At 44.0% G+C, this 15,629-nt stretch carries 15 protein-coding genes and 1 pseudogene; 10 read left to right on the top strand and 6 right to left on the bottom strand.

Annotated elements, in window-relative coordinates; translation table 11 throughout:
• Positions 1-34: 34 nt before the first annotated feature.
• Both lipB and lipA read right to left on the bottom strand, forming a co-directional pair.
• Positions 35-703: a lipoyl(octanoyl) transferase LipB gene (lipB, locus tag ABZD21_RS06100; protein WP_372773691.1), complete on the bottom strand. Its 669-nt coding sequence runs from the start codon at positions 701-703 to the stop codon at positions 35-37.
• Between the two features lie 132 nt (positions 704-835).
• Positions 836-1,750: pseudogene (gene lipA, locus ABZD21_RS06095) on the bottom strand (lipoyl synthase); the annotation flags it as partial.
• Positions 1,751-1,900: 150 nt separating this feature from the next.
• On the opposite strand from lipA, the gene ABZD21_RS06090 reads away from it, so the two are divergent.
• The 5 genes from ABZD21_RS06090 to ABZD21_RS06070 all read left to right on the top strand — a co-directional run bounded on the left by ABZD21_RS06090 (position 1,901) and on the right by ABZD21_RS06070 (position 7,483).
• Positions 1,901-3,775, top strand: coding sequence for a tetratricopeptide repeat protein (locus tag ABZD21_RS06090; protein ID WP_372773690.1), 1,875 nt, complete (start codon positions 1,901-1,903; stop codon positions 3,773-3,775).
• Complete coding sequence (locus ABZD21_RS06085; RefSeq protein ID WP_372773689.1) at positions 3,776-4,705, top strand: DMT family transporter; 930 nt, start codon at positions 3,776-3,778, stop codon at positions 4,703-4,705.
• 3 nt (positions 4,706-4,708) lie between these two features.
• Positions 4,709-5,263 (top strand): crossover junction endodeoxyribonuclease RuvC, encoded by a 555-nt coding sequence (gene ruvC, locus ABZD21_RS06080; protein ID WP_372773688.1) that lies wholly within the window; start codon positions 4,709-4,711, stop codon positions 5,261-5,263.
• 153 nt (positions 5,264-5,416) lie between these two features.
• Complete coding sequence (locus ABZD21_RS06075; RefSeq protein WP_372773687.1) at positions 5,417-6,079, top strand: uracil-DNA glycosylase; 663 nt, start codon at positions 5,417-5,419, stop codon at positions 6,077-6,079.
• Positions 6,080-6,214: 135 nt separating this feature from the next.
• The gene (locus ABZD21_RS06070; protein WP_372773686.1) at positions 6,215-7,483 is read left to right on the top strand and encodes a DEAD/DEAH box helicase; all 1,269 of its coding nucleotides are present in this window, start codon (positions 6,215-6,217) and stop codon (positions 7,481-7,483) included.
• A gap of 79 nt (positions 7,484-7,562) precedes the next feature.
• Here ABZD21_RS06070 and ABZD21_RS06065 read toward each other — a convergent pair whose 3' ends face one another.
• From ABZD21_RS06065 to ABZD21_RS06055, 3 genes are all read right to left on the bottom strand, one after another.
• A complete protein-coding gene (locus ABZD21_RS06065; RefSeq protein ID WP_372773685.1) occupies positions 7,563-8,642 on the bottom strand; it encodes a 3-oxoacyl-ACP synthase III family protein in 1,080 nt (359 codons plus the stop codon).
• A gap of 33 nt (positions 8,643-8,675) precedes the next feature.
• Entirely contained in the window at positions 8,676-9,428 is a 753-nt protein-coding gene (locus tag ABZD21_RS06060; RefSeq protein ID WP_372773684.1) for a UDP-2,3-diacylglucosamine diphosphatase, read from the bottom strand.
• Between the two features lie 91 nt (positions 9,429-9,519).
• On the bottom strand, positions 9,520-10,668 hold the full coding sequence (locus ABZD21_RS06055) for a thioredoxin-like domain-containing protein (protein WP_372773682.1): 1,149 nt from the start codon (positions 10,666-10,668) through the stop codon (positions 9,520-9,522).
• Positions 10,669-10,820: 152 nt separating this feature from the next.
• Between ABZD21_RS06055 and ABZD21_RS06050 the strand changes: the two genes are divergently transcribed.
• The 3 genes from ABZD21_RS06050 (at position 10,821) to ABZD21_RS06040 (ending at position 14,042) form a co-directional block, all read left to right on the top strand.
• Complete coding sequence (locus tag ABZD21_RS06050; protein ID WP_372773681.1) at positions 10,821-11,759, top strand: bifunctional riboflavin kinase/FAD synthetase; 939 nt, start codon at positions 10,821-10,823, stop codon at positions 11,757-11,759.
• Between the two features lie 269 nt (positions 11,760-12,028).
• Positions 12,029-13,450: an adenosylhomocysteinase gene (gene ahcY / locus ABZD21_RS06045; RefSeq protein ID WP_372773761.1), complete on the top strand. Its 1,422-nt coding sequence runs from the start codon at positions 12,029-12,031 to the stop codon at positions 13,448-13,450.
• Between the two features lie 163 nt (positions 13,451-13,613).
• The gene (locus tag ABZD21_RS06040; RefSeq protein ID WP_372773680.1) at positions 13,614-14,042 is read left to right on the top strand and encodes a hypothetical protein; all 429 of its coding nucleotides are present in this window, start codon (positions 13,614-13,616) and stop codon (positions 14,040-14,042) included.
• Here ABZD21_RS06040 and ABZD21_RS06035 read toward each other — a convergent pair.
• Complete coding sequence (locus ABZD21_RS06035; RefSeq protein WP_372773678.1) at positions 14,039-14,464, bottom strand: hypothetical protein; 426 nt, start codon at positions 14,462-14,464, stop codon at positions 14,039-14,041. The genes ABZD21_RS06040 and ABZD21_RS06035 overlap by 4 nt on opposite strands.
• Positions 14,465-14,533: 69 nt before the next feature.
• Here ABZD21_RS06035 and ABZD21_RS06030 point away from each other — a divergent pair, with 69 nt between their 5' ends.
• Together ABZD21_RS06030 and greA are read left to right on the top strand one after the other, a co-directional pair.
• Positions 14,534-14,995 (top strand): hypothetical protein, encoded by a 462-nt coding sequence (locus tag ABZD21_RS06030; protein ID WP_372773676.1) that lies wholly within the window; start codon positions 14,534-14,536, stop codon positions 14,993-14,995.
• A 158-nt stretch (positions 14,996-15,153) separates the two neighbouring features.
• Entirely contained in the window at positions 15,154-15,627 is a 474-nt protein-coding gene (gene greA, locus ABZD21_RS06025) for a transcription elongation factor GreA (RefSeq protein WP_372773674.1), read from the top strand.
• The last annotated feature ends 2 nt before the right edge of the window (positions 15,628-15,629 follow it).

Here is a 15,629-nt window from a genome sequence, read left to right as displayed (position 1 = left end):
ACGATTTGAAATTTGATTTTTGGTTATTTGGTATTTAGTAGAGTTCGTTGAATTTTGCTTTCACAATTTCTTTCACCTCTTGCATATCCATTTTGCGGCCCAGTTCGCGTTCGAGCGAAGTGACCCCGTAGGTGAGAAATCCGCAAGGATTGATGTAGCTGAAATAGCGCATGTCGGTGTTTACATTGAGGGCAAAACCATGCATGGTAACGTAGCGGCTCACACGAACACCAATTGCGCAAATTTTGCGGGCTTTTGCCGGAATGTCGCTGTCTAACCAAACGCCTGTAGCACCGGGGTTTCGGCCTCCGGTGATGCCGTAGTGGGCCAATGTGGCGATAATGGCATCTTCCATTTTTTCAATATACTCGCGTACCCCAATTTTGAAATATTCCAGATCGATAATTGGATAGCCGACCAACTGCCCCGGTCCGTGGTAGGTGATATCGCCGCCCCGATTGATTTTATAGAACGTGGCGTCGATTTTTTTTAAAAATTCGCCATGGACAAGCAGGTTGTGTTCATCGCCACTTTTCCCCAGCGTGTATACATGAGGGTGCTCAACCAGCAAAAAGCGATTTAGTGCCGTCGGGCCGTTTTTGACTTTCTTTTCAGTCTGAACGTCAGCCAGAATTTGTTCCTGATAATCCCAGCATTCTTTATAGTCTTTCAGACCAACATCTTCGTATGTAAATTGTGCCATAGGTTGTTAAAGTTCCAAATTAAATGATTTCAAAATTCAAACGCCGGGAAACGCGAGTCGTTAAAAGCTCGGAGATGGGCAGTCAACTTTTATTGGTTTTCTTCCGAACGATGTGTGCTTTTATTGTTGCGACTATGCTCCGGCATGCAGCTCAGCGCGATAACTCGAACGAACCAGCGGACTGCTTTCAACGAAAGAAAAACCCTTTGCGAGTCCAATTGTTCGGTATTTTTCAAATTGTTCGGGTTGAATGTAGGCGACAACCGGAATGTGGCCTGTTGTTGGTGCCAGGTATTGCCCGATTGTTACGACCCGACAACCCACTTCGAGTAAATCGTCCATGGTTTGCAACACTTCCTCTTCGGTTTCGCCCAGCCCCAGCATAATGCCCGATTTTGCTGCCAGCCCGCTTTCGGCAATGGTGCGCAGTACCTCAAGGCTTTGGCGATATTTAGCGACACTTCGGATTTGCGGTGTTAGTCGTTCAACTGTTTCCAGATTGTGCGAAACAACTTCGGGACGGGCGGCTGTAATTTGTTGTATCAATTCTTCTCGCCCCTGAAAATCGGGAATCAGAACTTCCAGTTTGGTGTTGGGGTTTTCCGCTTTAATTTCATTGATGGTTTCCACCCAGGCTGAAGCACCGAGGTCGGGCAAGTCGTCGCGGTCTACCGACGTAACCACTGCATGTTTCAGCTCCATAATCCGGATCGATTGGGCAACGCGCTTGGGTTCATGGGGGTCAACGGGGAGGGGTTTTCCGGTTTTCACGCCACAGAATTTACAATTGCGGGTGCAAATTTCACCCAGAATCATAAACGTCGCCGTTCCCCGGTTCCAGCATTCTCCAATATTCGGGCAGTTGCCGCTACTGCAAATCGTGTGCAGGCCATGTTTGCCGACCAGGTTTTTCACTTTTGAATACGATTCTCCTTTCGGCATGTTCATTTTCATCCAGCGCGGTAAACGTGGACGGGGCTGCATTTCGTCGCTCATCGTTTTTTGATTATTTCGGGTAAAAATAGTCATTTCTTCCCGTTTCCGCTTATGATTATCAACTTCATCCTGCTACTTTCAATTTAAAATTAGTTAAAATCCGGGCGAAGGCTTATTGGCAATTCGCTAATTTAGGCTAATGGTTTTCTAAAATGAAATGAAAGGAAAATTGGTTCATTCATATTATTACTTTTGCACAAGATGAAACAGCACCTGTACATACGTTTACTTCTTGTTTTAGGATTTTTGTTGGCGGGGGAGTTGCTTTTTGCGCAGCAAATTCCTGACGCAAGCAAGGCTCAGCTGGCCAATCAGTATTACCAGTCGAAAGAGTTTGATAAGGCTGCTGTTTTGTACGACGAGCTTTATCAGGCAACCAGCAGCAGTTATTATTTCGATTTGTACCTGATTTGTTTAACCGAATCCGGCGATTACGAAACGGCGGAGAAAATCATCCGCAAAGCCCTTCGAAAAAATGAAAACGAGGCAACCTTGTATGTGCAGTGGGGACTGCTATTGAAAAAACAGAATAAAATAGCCGAGGCTGAAGAGAAACTTCAACAGGCGGTGAGCGTTGTTTTGCCTGCGCGAGCCGACTATACGCGTTTGGCCAACGCGTTGCTTACCCGGGGCGAATATGCCTATGCCGAACAGCTTTATTTGCAAGCACCACAGAAAATTCCGGGCGAGAGTTTTTTATATGAATTGGGCCGGGTTTATCTGTATCAGCGCGACTATCACAAAATGTTTGATGTTTTTCTGGATATGATTCGGGAAGACGAAAATACCTTGGCCCGGATGGAAAGTGCGTTGCAAAGCGCATTTCGGCTGGATGTTGACAATTCGCTTCGCAACCAGTTGCGTGGTCGGCTGATTCAGCGAATGCAAAAGGATCAATCGACAGTTGCCTACAATCGGCTGCTGATTTGGTTATTTATGCAGGAAAAAAATTATGCACAGGCGTTGCGTCAGCAGATTTCGCTCGACAAACGAGGGATCGATGAGTCGCCCATGATTATGGAGCTGGCTCGAATCGCGGCTCGGAATGAGCATTTTGAAGAGGCTCTGAAGGCTTACGATTACCTGATCGCGAAGGGAGAGAAGAATCCTTATTTCTATCAGGCCAAACTGGTGCGCATGGATTTGCTATATCAACAGTTTACGACTGATCCGAAACAGGCGCTGGAGCCGTTGGAGTTGCAAAAACAGTTCGAAGTTTGTTTCAACGAGTTGGGTTTTGTAGCCGAAACTCAGGTGCTGATACGCGATTTTGTCCATCTGTTGGCCTTCAACCTAAACCGGCCGGATGACGCGATATTGATGGCAGAAAAAGCCATCGAAATTCCCCGTTTGACTCCACTTGAGATTGACGAACTGAAAGTCGACTTGGCCGATGTGCAGGTTTTTAAAGGTGATATGTGGGAGGCTATTTTGGTGTATTCGCAAGTAATTGAAGCCAATAAAACCAATGAGCTGGGTGACGAGGTTAAAATGAAAAAAGCCCGGCTTGGCTACTATATGGGCGAGTTGTCGTGGGCCAAAGCACAATTGGATGTCCTAAAAGCCAGTACGTCGAAACTGATTGCCAACGATGCGATGGAGCTTTCGCTTTTTATTGGGAACAACCTGAATCTGGATACCACTAGTGTGCCGTTGCAGCTGTTTGCAGAAGCCGATTTGATGCAGTTCAGAAATCAACCGGAAGCCGCTTGGGCTATGCTTGATAGCCTGCAAAAGCAATACCCCTTTCATAGTTTGCAGGACGACATTTATTACCGGAAAGCCGCGGTTTTAAAATCGAAAGGAAATTGGATTGAGGCAGCGGCTCAACTTGAAAAAATAGTGACTGAATTTCCGTATGATTTGTTGGCTGACGACGCGATGCTGGAACTTGGAAATTTGTACCGAACAAAATTGAATAACCAGGAGCAAGCAAAAGCGTATTATTTAAAACTTTTGGAGCAGCATCCGGGGAGCGTGCATGTGTCGCAGGCGCGCGATTGGTACAGGCAACTGCGTGGCGATTTCGATGATCGGCCGCAGGAGGTCACTCCTTCAACTGAAAACCTGAATTAAATGAAGAACCAAAAAACAGCGATTGTGCTGGCTTTGTTGTCGGTTTTGCTTTGGTCGACTGTGGCCACTGCCTTTAAACTGGCGCTGCAAAATTTTAGCCCTTTTCAACTCATATTCGTAGCAGCAATTGTATCGCTTATTTTCTTTCTGGCGGCAGTTCTTGTTACCGGGAGGTGGAGCGAATTTAAGCAAATTTCTGCCAGTCAGTTGGGGCATTCGGCCATGCAGGGGTTTTTGAATCCATTTCTATACTATCTCCTATTATTCAAAGCCTATTCGCTTAATCCGGCTCAAGTTACGCAAGCCTTGAATATGGTTTGGCCGGTTACGCTGGCACTTTTGTCGGTTCCGTTGCTGGGGCAAAAGCTTAGCTGGAAAAACTTGGTGGCCATCTGCTGTAGTTTTGCGGGGGTGGTGTTTATTTCGTCGCAGGGTGGGGTCGAAGGTTTTGCCCGGACAAACACGTTGGGCGCTTTGCTCGCTTTGGGAAGCAGCGTGGTTTGGTCGTTATATTGGATTTTTAGTACCCGCGATACCCGCGACCGACTGGTGGTTCTTTCCTGGAATTTTATTTTCGGTTTGGTGTTCTTGGTCGCTTATAGCTTTTTCGAGCCCGGTGCCTTTCATATTTCGTGGACCGGCCAATCATTTTGGGCCGCTGTTTATGTCGGTTTATTCGAATTAGGGGTAACTTATATCCTCTGGATTTACGCCTTGCATAAAAGTGTAAACAACGCGGTTATCGGAAATTTTGTGTTCTTGTCTCCATTTATATCGCTGGTGTTTATTTATTTCATTTTACACGAAACGATTTATACAACCACCTTTATTGGCTTAAGTTTTATAATTTTAGGCATTCTGATCCAACAAGTCAGACTTCGTTTTCCGAAATTTTTGCGTGGCCTGTTGTCATTTCAACTGAAAAATTAATTCATGAGTTTAGAAGGAAAATTGATCTTAGGAATCGACCCGGGAACTGTTGTGATGGGCTACGGATTGATCGAAATTAAGGATAATACCCCTCGTATTCGTCATGTTGGAGTGGTTAAAACGGCGGGCTATAATAACCACTACCTGCGATTAAAACATATTTTCATTCGCACTCAGGCTTTGATTGATGAATTTAAGCCCGACGAGCTGGCGATTGAATCTCCATTTTATGGGAAAGACATTCAGGCCATGTTGAAGTTGGGACGCGCCCAGGGGATTGTTATGGGGCTGGCCTTGCAGCGTGATATTCCGGTGTTTGAATATGCCCCGCTAAAAGTGAAACAGGCGATAACCGGAATGGGGCGGGCAGCAAAAGAGCAGGTGGCCTATTTCCTGAAAAATATGCTGAAGGTTGACGATCTTCCTCTGGAGCTGGATGCCACCGATGCCCTTGCGGTAGCCATCTGTCACTATCTGCAAATGAAGAATCCGGTCTCGAAAGCCGGATACAAGGGCTGGGGCGATTTTGTAAAGAAGAACCCGGGAAGAGTGAAGTAGGCGTTTTTTTTTGTACTTATCAAACTAAGCCGAACAGCGGTAGTACTTCAGGAAAGTTGCAGATCCTTCATTCGCGATTCAGGCTTGCGTGTTCTTTGGCATTTCAACTGAATTCAATTATTTTAGCCCCTCTCAAAAGAAAAGCAATCACCGATGGATGTAAAAATAGACGAAAGCTGGAAAGCCATTTTAAGGGATGAATTTGAAAAGCCTTATTTTGATAAATTAACTGAATTTGTTCATCGTGAATATCGTGAATATACGGTTTATCCGCCAGCCAAGCTCATTTTTAACGCGTTCGATCAATGTCCTTTTAGCCAATTGAAGGTTGTAATTCTGGGGCAAGATCCTTATCATGGTCCCGGACAGGCCCATGGATTGTGTTTTTCAGTGAACGAAGGCATCGATTTCCCTCCAAGTTTGCGCAATATTTTCAAAGAGTTGAAAGGTGATATTGGCAAGGAAGTTCCAGGTTCCGGGAATCTTACCGATTGGGCAAAACAAGGTGTTTTGTTGCTAAATGCAACCCTGACCGTTCGGGCACAAAATGCCGGATCTCACCAGAAAAAAGGCTGGGAAGAATTTACTGATGCGGTGATTCATCAAATTAATGCACAAAAGGATCACGTGGTTTTTATCCTGTGGGGAAACTATGCCATTCGTAAAGGCGAATTTATCGATCGCAGTAAACATCTCGTGCTCACGTCGGTGCATCCTTCGCCTCTGTCGGCAAGTCGTGGTTTTTTTGGCAATAAGCATTTTAGCAAAGCCAACGATTTCCTGATTTCTCATCAACTTTCGCCGGTTGTTTGGTAGCTTTCGGTGTTTGTAGCGTTCTTGTATTGCTTCTGTTTCGGTGTAAGTTGCACATTATGAGTGATATTTGCGCTGATGGCGTCGGTGCTGTTTTATCCAAATTATTAATCTATCTTTACGGTCTTAATTTATTAGATGACTTTTAACGATTTAGGAATCTGTGATTCCATTTGTAAAGCGCTCGCAGACGAGGGCTACACCAATCCAACTCCTATTCAGGAACAATCAATTCCCATTTTGCTTAACGGACACGACCTGCTGGGATCGGCGCAAACCGGAACCGGGAAAACCGCAGCATTTGCGATTCCGATACTGCAGCAATTGGCAGAAGACCGCCCTCAAACTAAAGGGCCACGCAAAATAAGGGCATTGGTGGTAACACCAACACGAGAGTTGGCCATTCAGATTGCCGAAAGTTTCGATACTTACGGACGATATACCGGGCTTAGTAATACCGTCATTTTTGGTGGCGTAAAACAAGAAGCTCAAGTGAAAGCGCTTCGGCGCGGGGTCGATGTTTTGATTGCCACACCTGGCCGTTTGCTCGATTTGATGGATCAAGGTTATATTAGCTTGAAGATGCTTCGCCATTTTGTATTGGATGAAGCTGACCGAATGCTGGATATGGGCTTTGTACACGATATCAAAAAGTTGATCGCTCAGTTACCGCACAATCGACAGTCGCTGTTTTTCTCGGCTACCATGCCTCCTACGATTGTTGAATTGTCCGGAAAAATTCTGGGTGATCCGCAAAAGGTGGTAATTAAACCAGAGCAAACAACAGCCGAAAAAGTGGAGCAGTCGCTTTATTTTGTCAACAAGAAATGGAAAGCCAAGTTATTGGTTCACTTGTTGGAAAGCCTTTCGTATGACTCGGTGATTGTTTTTACCCGTACAAAACACGGCGCCGATAAAGTGGTTCGTTCGCTGGAAAAAGCTGGAATTAAGTCGGCTGCCATTCATGGCAATAAGTCGCAAAATGCCCGCCAAAAAGCATTGGGCGACTTCAAAGATGGAAAGATTAAAGTGTTGATCGCAACCGATATTGCCGCTCGTGGAATTGACGTGGAGCAGTTGTCGTTGGTAATTAACTTCGACCTTCCGAATATTCCTGAAACCTATGTGCATCGGATCGGTCGCACCGGACGTGCCGTTTCAAGTGGTGCTGCTCTGTCGTTTTGCGACGGAGAAGAACGTGTCTATTTGCGCGATATTCAGCGCTTGATCAGACAGGAAATTCCGGTGGTTCAGGATCATCCGTTTCCGGACGATGAAGAAGAAGAATTTGTTGTTCGCAAACCAGCTTCGTCGGGGCGAGGTGGTTCCGGTTATCGACCGAAGCCCACAAACCGATCGGGTGGAAGTCGTCCGGCAGGGAAGAACCGATTTCAAAGAAACCGCTAAAAACGGTTTGGGTTAAAATATAAAGAGCTGTTGACATTCGTTTTCAACAGCTCTTTTTTTGTTCTTTATATCGTTGGGATTATGCCCATTTATAGATAATCGAGTTGATATTCATTCCGGCACCAACAGAGCAAAGGATGATGTAGTCGCCCGAATTGATTTCCTGTCCTTCCATGTCACCCTTTACAATCAGATCGAGCAGGGTTGGCACCGTTGCGGTTGACGAGTTTCCAAGTTTTTCAATGCTCATTGGCATGATGCCTTTCGGGATATTTTTTTCCTTGTAAAGTTTGAAAACTCCCTTGAGGATTGCTTCGTCCATTTTTTCGTTAGCCTGGTGGATCAGCACCTTTTTAATGTCGCCTAGTGTCAGCCCCGCCTTATCAATACTGTCTTTAACAACTCCGGGGACATGGCTCAGCGCATAAACGTATAGTTTGTGACCTGCCATTTTAATGTAGAAGTCATCGCCTTTAAAGTCCGGATCAAGCGAATTGCCAAAGGTCAGTAAGTTCGCGTACGGATTGCAGTCGGAACGGCTGGAATGCGACAAAATACCCACAGGCTCATCGCTCCAAATTCCTTCAACAATGGTTGCACCTGCTCCGTCGGAAAAGATCATCGTGTCGCGATCATGTGGATCAGAAATTCGTGAAAGCGTGTCTGCGCCAATCACAACTCCTCTTTTAAAGGTCTCGCTGCGAATATAGGCGTCGGCAACAATCATACCCTGTGTCCATCCGGGACAGCCGGAGATCACATCGTGACAAATACAGGCCGGGTTTTTAATGTCGAGATTCTTTTTTACACGGTTCGCCAGACCGGGAAGTGTATCTACACGCGTTTGATTGGGATGAACATCGCCAAAGTTGTGCGCGAAAATGATAAAGTCCAGACTTTCGGGATCAATGCCCGAAGAGTCGCAGGCATCTTTTACAGCGATCGTAGCCAAGTCGGAATTAACTTGGTCGTCAGCTACCCACCTACGCTCAACGATGTTGGTGATTTCCTGGAATTTGGAGACAATCTCTTCGTTGGTCTTATCAAATAATTTGCGGGTGGAAGGATCGAAGAATTCATAATCCATAAAGTGAGCATTTGTCACCACTTTTGGGGGAATACATCGCCCTGTTCCAATAATTTTAGTGTAAAGTTTCATTGTCATAACGTTCAAATCTGCACACGCAAATGCCTATTTTTTATATGTCTTTAATTCAAATTTTTTACCATCAAATACGCCGTACGAAAAGTGAGTGATCCAGTCACCCAGATTGATGTAACGGCTTTGATTTTCAATCGGCAAATCTAATAACAAATGTCGATGCCCGAAAATAAAATAATCAATCTCTTCATTTTCAAGAATCGACTTTGCAAAAACAAAGAGACCTTCTTTTACAGGTCCCTTAAATCCATCGCCCATTCCTTTATCTAAACGGCTTTTTTTCGACCAGGCATGCGCAACCGCGATACCCAGATTGGGATGAATGCGGGCAAATACCCATTGGAAAAATCGGTTGGTGAATACCTTTTTCAAAAAATGGTATCCGGTATCAAAAGGATCGAGTCCATCGCCGTGGGCCAGAAAAAATTTCTTGCCCCCCAAGCTAATCCGAAGTTCGTTGTAATGAACCTGCACCCCCAACTCGTTGGGTAAATAGTCAAATACCCAAATGTCGTGATTGCCTGTAAAAAAATGAACCGGTATTCCGGAGTCGGCGATTTCCGCGATCTTGCCTAGCGAGCGGGTGAATCCGCGCGGGACAACACGCTTGTATTCGAACCAATAATCGAAGATGTCGCCCATGAGAAACAGCATGCCTGCATCCTTCTTAATTTCGTCGAGCCATCTCACGAAAAGCCGCTCGCGTTCTTCGTTGTTGGACAACGCAGGTGCACCAAGATGCACATCCGAAATGAAATATATTTTCTTACCTGCTTCAATCAAAACACTAAACGGTTATTAAAAATGCTGACAAAGATAGAATTTCCGGACGACCGATATTCCATTCCGCGTAAATGAGGGTGATTTTATCGAATTAATTTAAGAGTTCGCCCAGCATTTTATCCAGGTTTGGTCCTTTCAGGTCTTTCGCTATAATACGGCCTTCCTTGTCCAACAGGTAGTTGGTGGGCACTTGGGTAACATTGTAGTTTGTAACAGCATGGTAGCTTCCTTTCATGTCGCCGACATTTATCCAGCTAAGCTTGTCCTGATCGATGGCATCCAGCCATTCATATCGGTTTTCATCAACCGAAACCTGATAAATCTCAAAGCCTTTGGATTTGTATTTCTTGTATGCCTCTACCAATACTGGGTTTAATATGCGCGATCCGCGATCCATAGCCGACCAAAACTGAAGTAAAACATATTTGCCCTGGAGTGAGCTAATCGCAATCTCTTTACCATCCGAATTTGGCAACACAATGTCGGGGCTGTTAACCCCTCTTTCGTCGACAAGCTGTTTTATTTTGGCCGTTCGCTCTTCCTGCATTAATTTCAGGGTGTTTCCATAAAGCGCTTTTACGTGTTCCGACTCGGGATAGAAGGAATTTAGTGCCGACGCAGCTAGTTTCAACGATTGGATATCCTGAATGACGTAGGTGTCATCGTCGAATTTTTGATACAAGGCCAGCACATTAGCCATTGAAAACGCATTTTCAGCAACGAATTTCTGAGAATACTCGACTTGATTTTGGCGTACTTCATAATATACCTGATCCCACTGTTTCTTTTTCTCCGCGAAATCCGGATCATTTCGAAACGAAATCTGCAACGAACGAATTGAATCCAGTTGGTGTTTCGTTCGGCTTAATTGCTGATTTAACTGTTGCACATATAATGAGCCCTGCGATCCGCTTACCGAATAAGATCGGCTAAAATTTGCAGCATCGCCCATGACCTCGATTTGTTCTGCCGAGTCGACTAGTAACGTGATGAAATTGTTCGGATCCAGGCGCAAGAGAAGAAACGTAGGGTAACTTACGTCTCCTTCAAAGCTAAAGGTTCCATCCCGGTCGACCAACACCGAATCAACAGTTTCGGTCGTTGAAACTTTCAGTTCGTCAAGATAGATGTAATTGTCTTCGGCATTGCTAATGCGGCCTTTGATGGTATACTTCGACGAATCATTACAGGCAACAACAAGGGTTGCGATGGCTAATAGAAAAAATCCTAATTTTCTCACTGATCTCAAGTTTATTTTATTCGACCGGTAAAAATAATAATTTAAGCTTCATGCAGGGCGCTTATTCAAAGTTTTGAAACATGATTTTAAAGGGGAAGTAGCAATGTTCCCTTCAAAAAATGTAATTTTGGCGAGCCTGAAAGACAAGCAAAATGAAGATTTACCATGATATTAATGATTTTCACGTCGAAAAACCTATTTTGACGATTGGTTCATTCGATGGGGTGCATTTGGGACATTTGGAAGTCATTAGTCGTTTGAATGAAATTGCCAAGCAGAAAAACGGAGAGAGCGTTATTTTTACCTTTTATCCTCATCCGCGTTTGGTACTTTTTCCCGACGAAGGCAACCTGCGCCTGCTGACTACCTTACACGAAAAAATCCGACTTTTCGAAAAAGCAGGCATCGACCATTTGGTTATTTACCCGTTTACGAAGGAGTTTTCGCAACTGAACTACACCGATTTTGTACGCGAAATATTGGTTGAAAAGCTCAATATTAACAGCTTGGTGGTTGGGTATGACCACAAATTTGGTAAAAACCGCGAAGGTAGCTTCGATATGCTATTAAGTTTGTCGAAGGAATTTAATTTTGAATTAGAGAAGCTTGATGTGCTGTTAATCGACAACACAAATATCAGTTCAAGCAAGATTAGGGAGTCGCTGCAGAATGGGAATGTCGCTCGGGCTAATAGTTATTTGGGGTATCCATACACCCTTCATGGTACCGTAATTGAAGGGCAAAAGTTAGGGCGGAAGATTCAATTCCCTACCGCGAATATTTTAGCCTCCGATCCACATAAGCTCATTCCTGGCTATGGTGTATACGCGGTGTTTGTGTTAGTTGGCGGGAAGTGTTACGAGGGAATGTTGAATATAGGTACACGTCCAACGGTAAACTCGAATGCCGATCACCGAAGCATTGAAGTGCATATTCTTAATTTTGATGGCGATTTGTATCATAAGGAAATTGAACTGGAGTTTATTTCTAAAATCAGAGATGAAAAGAAGTTCGCCTCTATCGATGACTTGCGAGTCCAATTAGAGGAGGACAAACAAACAGTTTTGAATCATCTGTCGAGAAAAGACTGATCAGATGTTAATCCACATCTTTAAGGGCGTTTTTTTATTGTTCTGCCGAATATCTGGTTATGATTTCAGCCTAAATTGATTTCTGAAGTTTTGTATGAAAATTTTCCGCTGTGCTGGTCGCGAAACACTTTGTCGTCGTTTTTGTTCATTGTTTGTGCGGTGTTTTTAGGTGAAAAAACAGTCTAAATCAGGAGATTATCTTGTTGAGTCGAAAAAAAAAGCTGGTCAATTTAAGGGAAAGAATTATCTTTGCTATTCAAAATAATAGGATTATGATGACGATGACAGATACTAAAATGGACTACAAAGTAGCCGATATTTCCTTGGCCGAATTTGGCCGCAAGGAAATTGAAATTGCAGAAAAAGAGATGCCCGGTTTGATGGCAATCCGACGGAAATATGCGGATGAAAAACCACTGAAGGGTGCCCGAGTTATGGGCTCACTGCATATGACCATTCAAACAGCAGTGTTGATTGAGACCTTGGTTGAACTTGGAGCTGAAGTGCGCTGGGCAAGTTGTAACATCTTCAGCACACAGGATCATGCCGCTGCAGCGATCGCGCTTGCAGGTGTTCCAGTGTTTGCCTGGAAAGGTGAAACTCTGGAAGAATACTGGTGGTGTACCGAAAAAGCCCTCGATTTTGGTAATGGCCTTGGTCCTAATCTTATTGTGGATGATGGTGGTGATGCAACCATTATGGTTCACCGCGGAGTTGATGCGGAGAAAGATGCTTCAATCCTAGATGCGGAGCAGGAAGCAGAAGATGAAATACAGTTGAATAAGGCGCTGAAGCGAATTTTGGCCGAAAACCCAACTCGTTGGACAAATGCCGCGAAAGAGCTGAAAGGCGTTAGCGAAGAAACAACAACCGGTGTACACCGTCTCTATCAAATGATGGAAGAGGGGAAATTGCTGTTCCCGGCTATCAATGTAAACGACTCGGTTACTAAATCGAAATTTGACAACTTGTACGGATGTCGCGAATCGCTGGCTGACGGAATTAAGCGGGCAACCGATGTTATGATTGCCGGTAAAGTAGTTGTGGTTGCCGGTTATGGCGATGTAGGTAAAGGTTGTGCACGTTCAATGCGTGGCTATGGTGCTCGTGTTATTGTTACTGAAATAGACCCGATTTGCGCGTTACAAGCCGCTATGGAAGGGTTCGAAGTTAAAACAATGGAAGATGCCATCGAGGAAGGAAACATCTACGTAACAACTACCGGAAACAAAGATATTATCACAGCCGCACACATGGCAGCCATGAAAGATCAAGCGATCGTGTGTAACATCGGGCACTTTGATAACGAAATCCAGGTTGGACGCATGGAGCGGTGGCCAGGAGTTGTTAAAACCAATATTAAACCACAGGTTGATAAATATACCTACGAAGATGGACATTCAATCTATTTGTTGGCTGAAGGTCGTCTGGTAAACCTGGGATGTGCTACAGGTCACCCAAGTTTTGTGATGAGTAACTCGTTCACAAATCAAACGTTGGCACAAATTGAGTTGTGGAAAAATGACTATGCGATCGATGTGTATCGCCTGCCAAAGCAACTCGACGAAGAAGTTGCCCGTTTACATTTGGAACAGTTAGGAGTAAAGCTGACGAAGCTTTCAAAAGAGCAGGCCGCTTATATTGGTGTGTCGGCCGATGGTCCGTACAAACCTGAGCACTACCGGTATTAATCGGAGTGGAGAAGCGATTCCACAAATACTGATAAGATCAAAAGCAGCTTTCGAGCTGCTTTTTTTGTATCTTGAGGTCGTGAATCCGGTTTTTCCTGCCCGACACTTAGTCTTATTTTGCAGGCTATCAGTCAGCCGGAATCTTTTTTTTCTTCCGAAAAATATGGATAAGAAAAATGAACATATCATTCTGCAGCAGTTTGCCCGCCTATGGGATAACTTCCCGAAGGGGCGAATTGTGCCCGCTGAGTCTCCTGATTTTATACTGAAAATAAATCACAAAAAGGCGATTGGAATTGAGCTGACTGAATTAAAAGGGCAAGACTTTATTAATCACACCGGTCGGTTAGTAAATCCGTTATATCTGATAGATCATCTGAAGGAAACAATTGATGCAAAACAGGAAAAGCTGATCCTGTATCGAAGAAAGCGATTATTTCAGATCTGGCTTCTGATTCACCTTGCCGAATTGCGGGGGACGGTTAGTTTTAATTTGAAGAATAAGCTTGATAATTTGAAGTTATATTCCGGCTTCGATCGAATTTTTTTGCTGGAAACCAGAAATGATCGGGTAGTTGAGATAACCAACTAGTTGGAGATGTAGAGTCGGTTCCCGGAAGCGGTTGCCTGATATTGCAACAGCGGCTCGGTAGACGTGCCTGACATGACAAAACCTCCATCCCATAAGTTGTACTGCGATCCGCAGCACGAGCAAGTTCCAATTCCCCCCTCAACCGTAATCAAACAAGTCTGGCTTGCTTCGTATGGGCATGAGGCATCGTAGGCGAAATACTGAATGCCGTTAAACAAAACGATGATACCACCATAGCCACTTCCAAAAGCTACAGAGTTGCCTGCTACCGTGAGGTCGTTGTAGTTTATCAGGTTGATCGAAAAATTGACCGGTACGTAAGGAATCGAAGATTCAAAATTATCGGAGCAGGAAGACGTGCTAAATGCGACTGTAAAAAGGGCGAAAGTAATTCTTAAGAAATATCGTTTGATGCCATTCATTTTTTATACCTTTATATGCAAAACTAAAACGGTCGGCAATTTATTTCATCGAGAGCAAAATTTAATCGTATGGAAGATTATATTTTTATTATTATAGCGCTAGTGTTGTCGGTTTTTGGTGCGTTAAACCAGCAAAAAAAGAAGCGGGAGCAAGAACTGCAAAAAGAGGATGACATGGAGATCCCTTCAAGAAGTGTTTTCGAAGAATTTTTTGACGGTGATCCAATTATGTCAGACCGAACGTCTGAAAATTCGGTTCCGCCGCCGGTTGTAAAACAAGTATCATCCAAGCGGGAGAAATTGAAAGCACCACCTCCAATGCAAGCTCCTTCAAAACTTAAATATAATGCGTTGAAGCACGAAAGCCTGACGCATTCTTATCGAAGAGAGGAACGTAAAACACAAGCGCTGCAACTGGAAAAGCTGAAAGTTGAAGACGATTCAAAACTGACTCCCCGAAATTTAATTCGTCAGGATTTTTCGTTGAGAAAGGCGGTTGTCTACTCCGAAATCCTCAATCGAAAGTATTAGAACAATTTAATTACTAGTGCTTTAAAATCATTTTTGAAGGATAGCGTTCGTAAAAATCAAATATTTTATATAGCTTTGTCTCCACAAAGAGTTCCGCTCGTCGGAATTCTTTTTTGTTTATAATGAAGTCACGTAACAAAAAAATAAAAGTTTAAGAAATGGGAAAGGTGGCCTATATCACTCAAGAAGGTTTAAATAAGCTGAAAGCAGAGCTTGATCAGCTTATGAACGTTGAACGCCCGTCAATCTCAAAGCAAATCGGTGAAGCCATTGAGAAAGGTGATATTTCGGAAAACGCGGAATATGATGCGGCGAAAGATGCACAGGGAATGCTGGAAGCGAAAATCGCGATTTTGCGCGATAAGATCGCTAACGCTCGGATTATCGATGAATCAAAAATCGATACCGATAAAGTGCAGATACTGAATAAAGTAACGATCAAAAATAAGAAGAATAACGCGACGATGGTTTACACCATTGTTTCAGAACATGAAGCGGACTTTAAATCGGGGAAAATCTCGATTGAAACACCGATCGCCAAAGGACTAATTGGTAAAAAAGTAGGCGATGTGGTTGATATTAAAGTACCATCGGGTATTATTCCTTTTGAAATTGTCGACATTTCACTCTAATA

This window comes from Mangrovibacterium sp., assembly GCF_041596335.1.
Classification (GTDB): Bacteria; Bacteroidota; Bacteroidia; order Bacteroidales; family Prolixibacteraceae; genus Mangrovibacterium.
The sequence above is the reverse complement of the archived record's forward strand: the minus strand, read 5'-3'. Positions and strand labels throughout refer to the sequence as shown.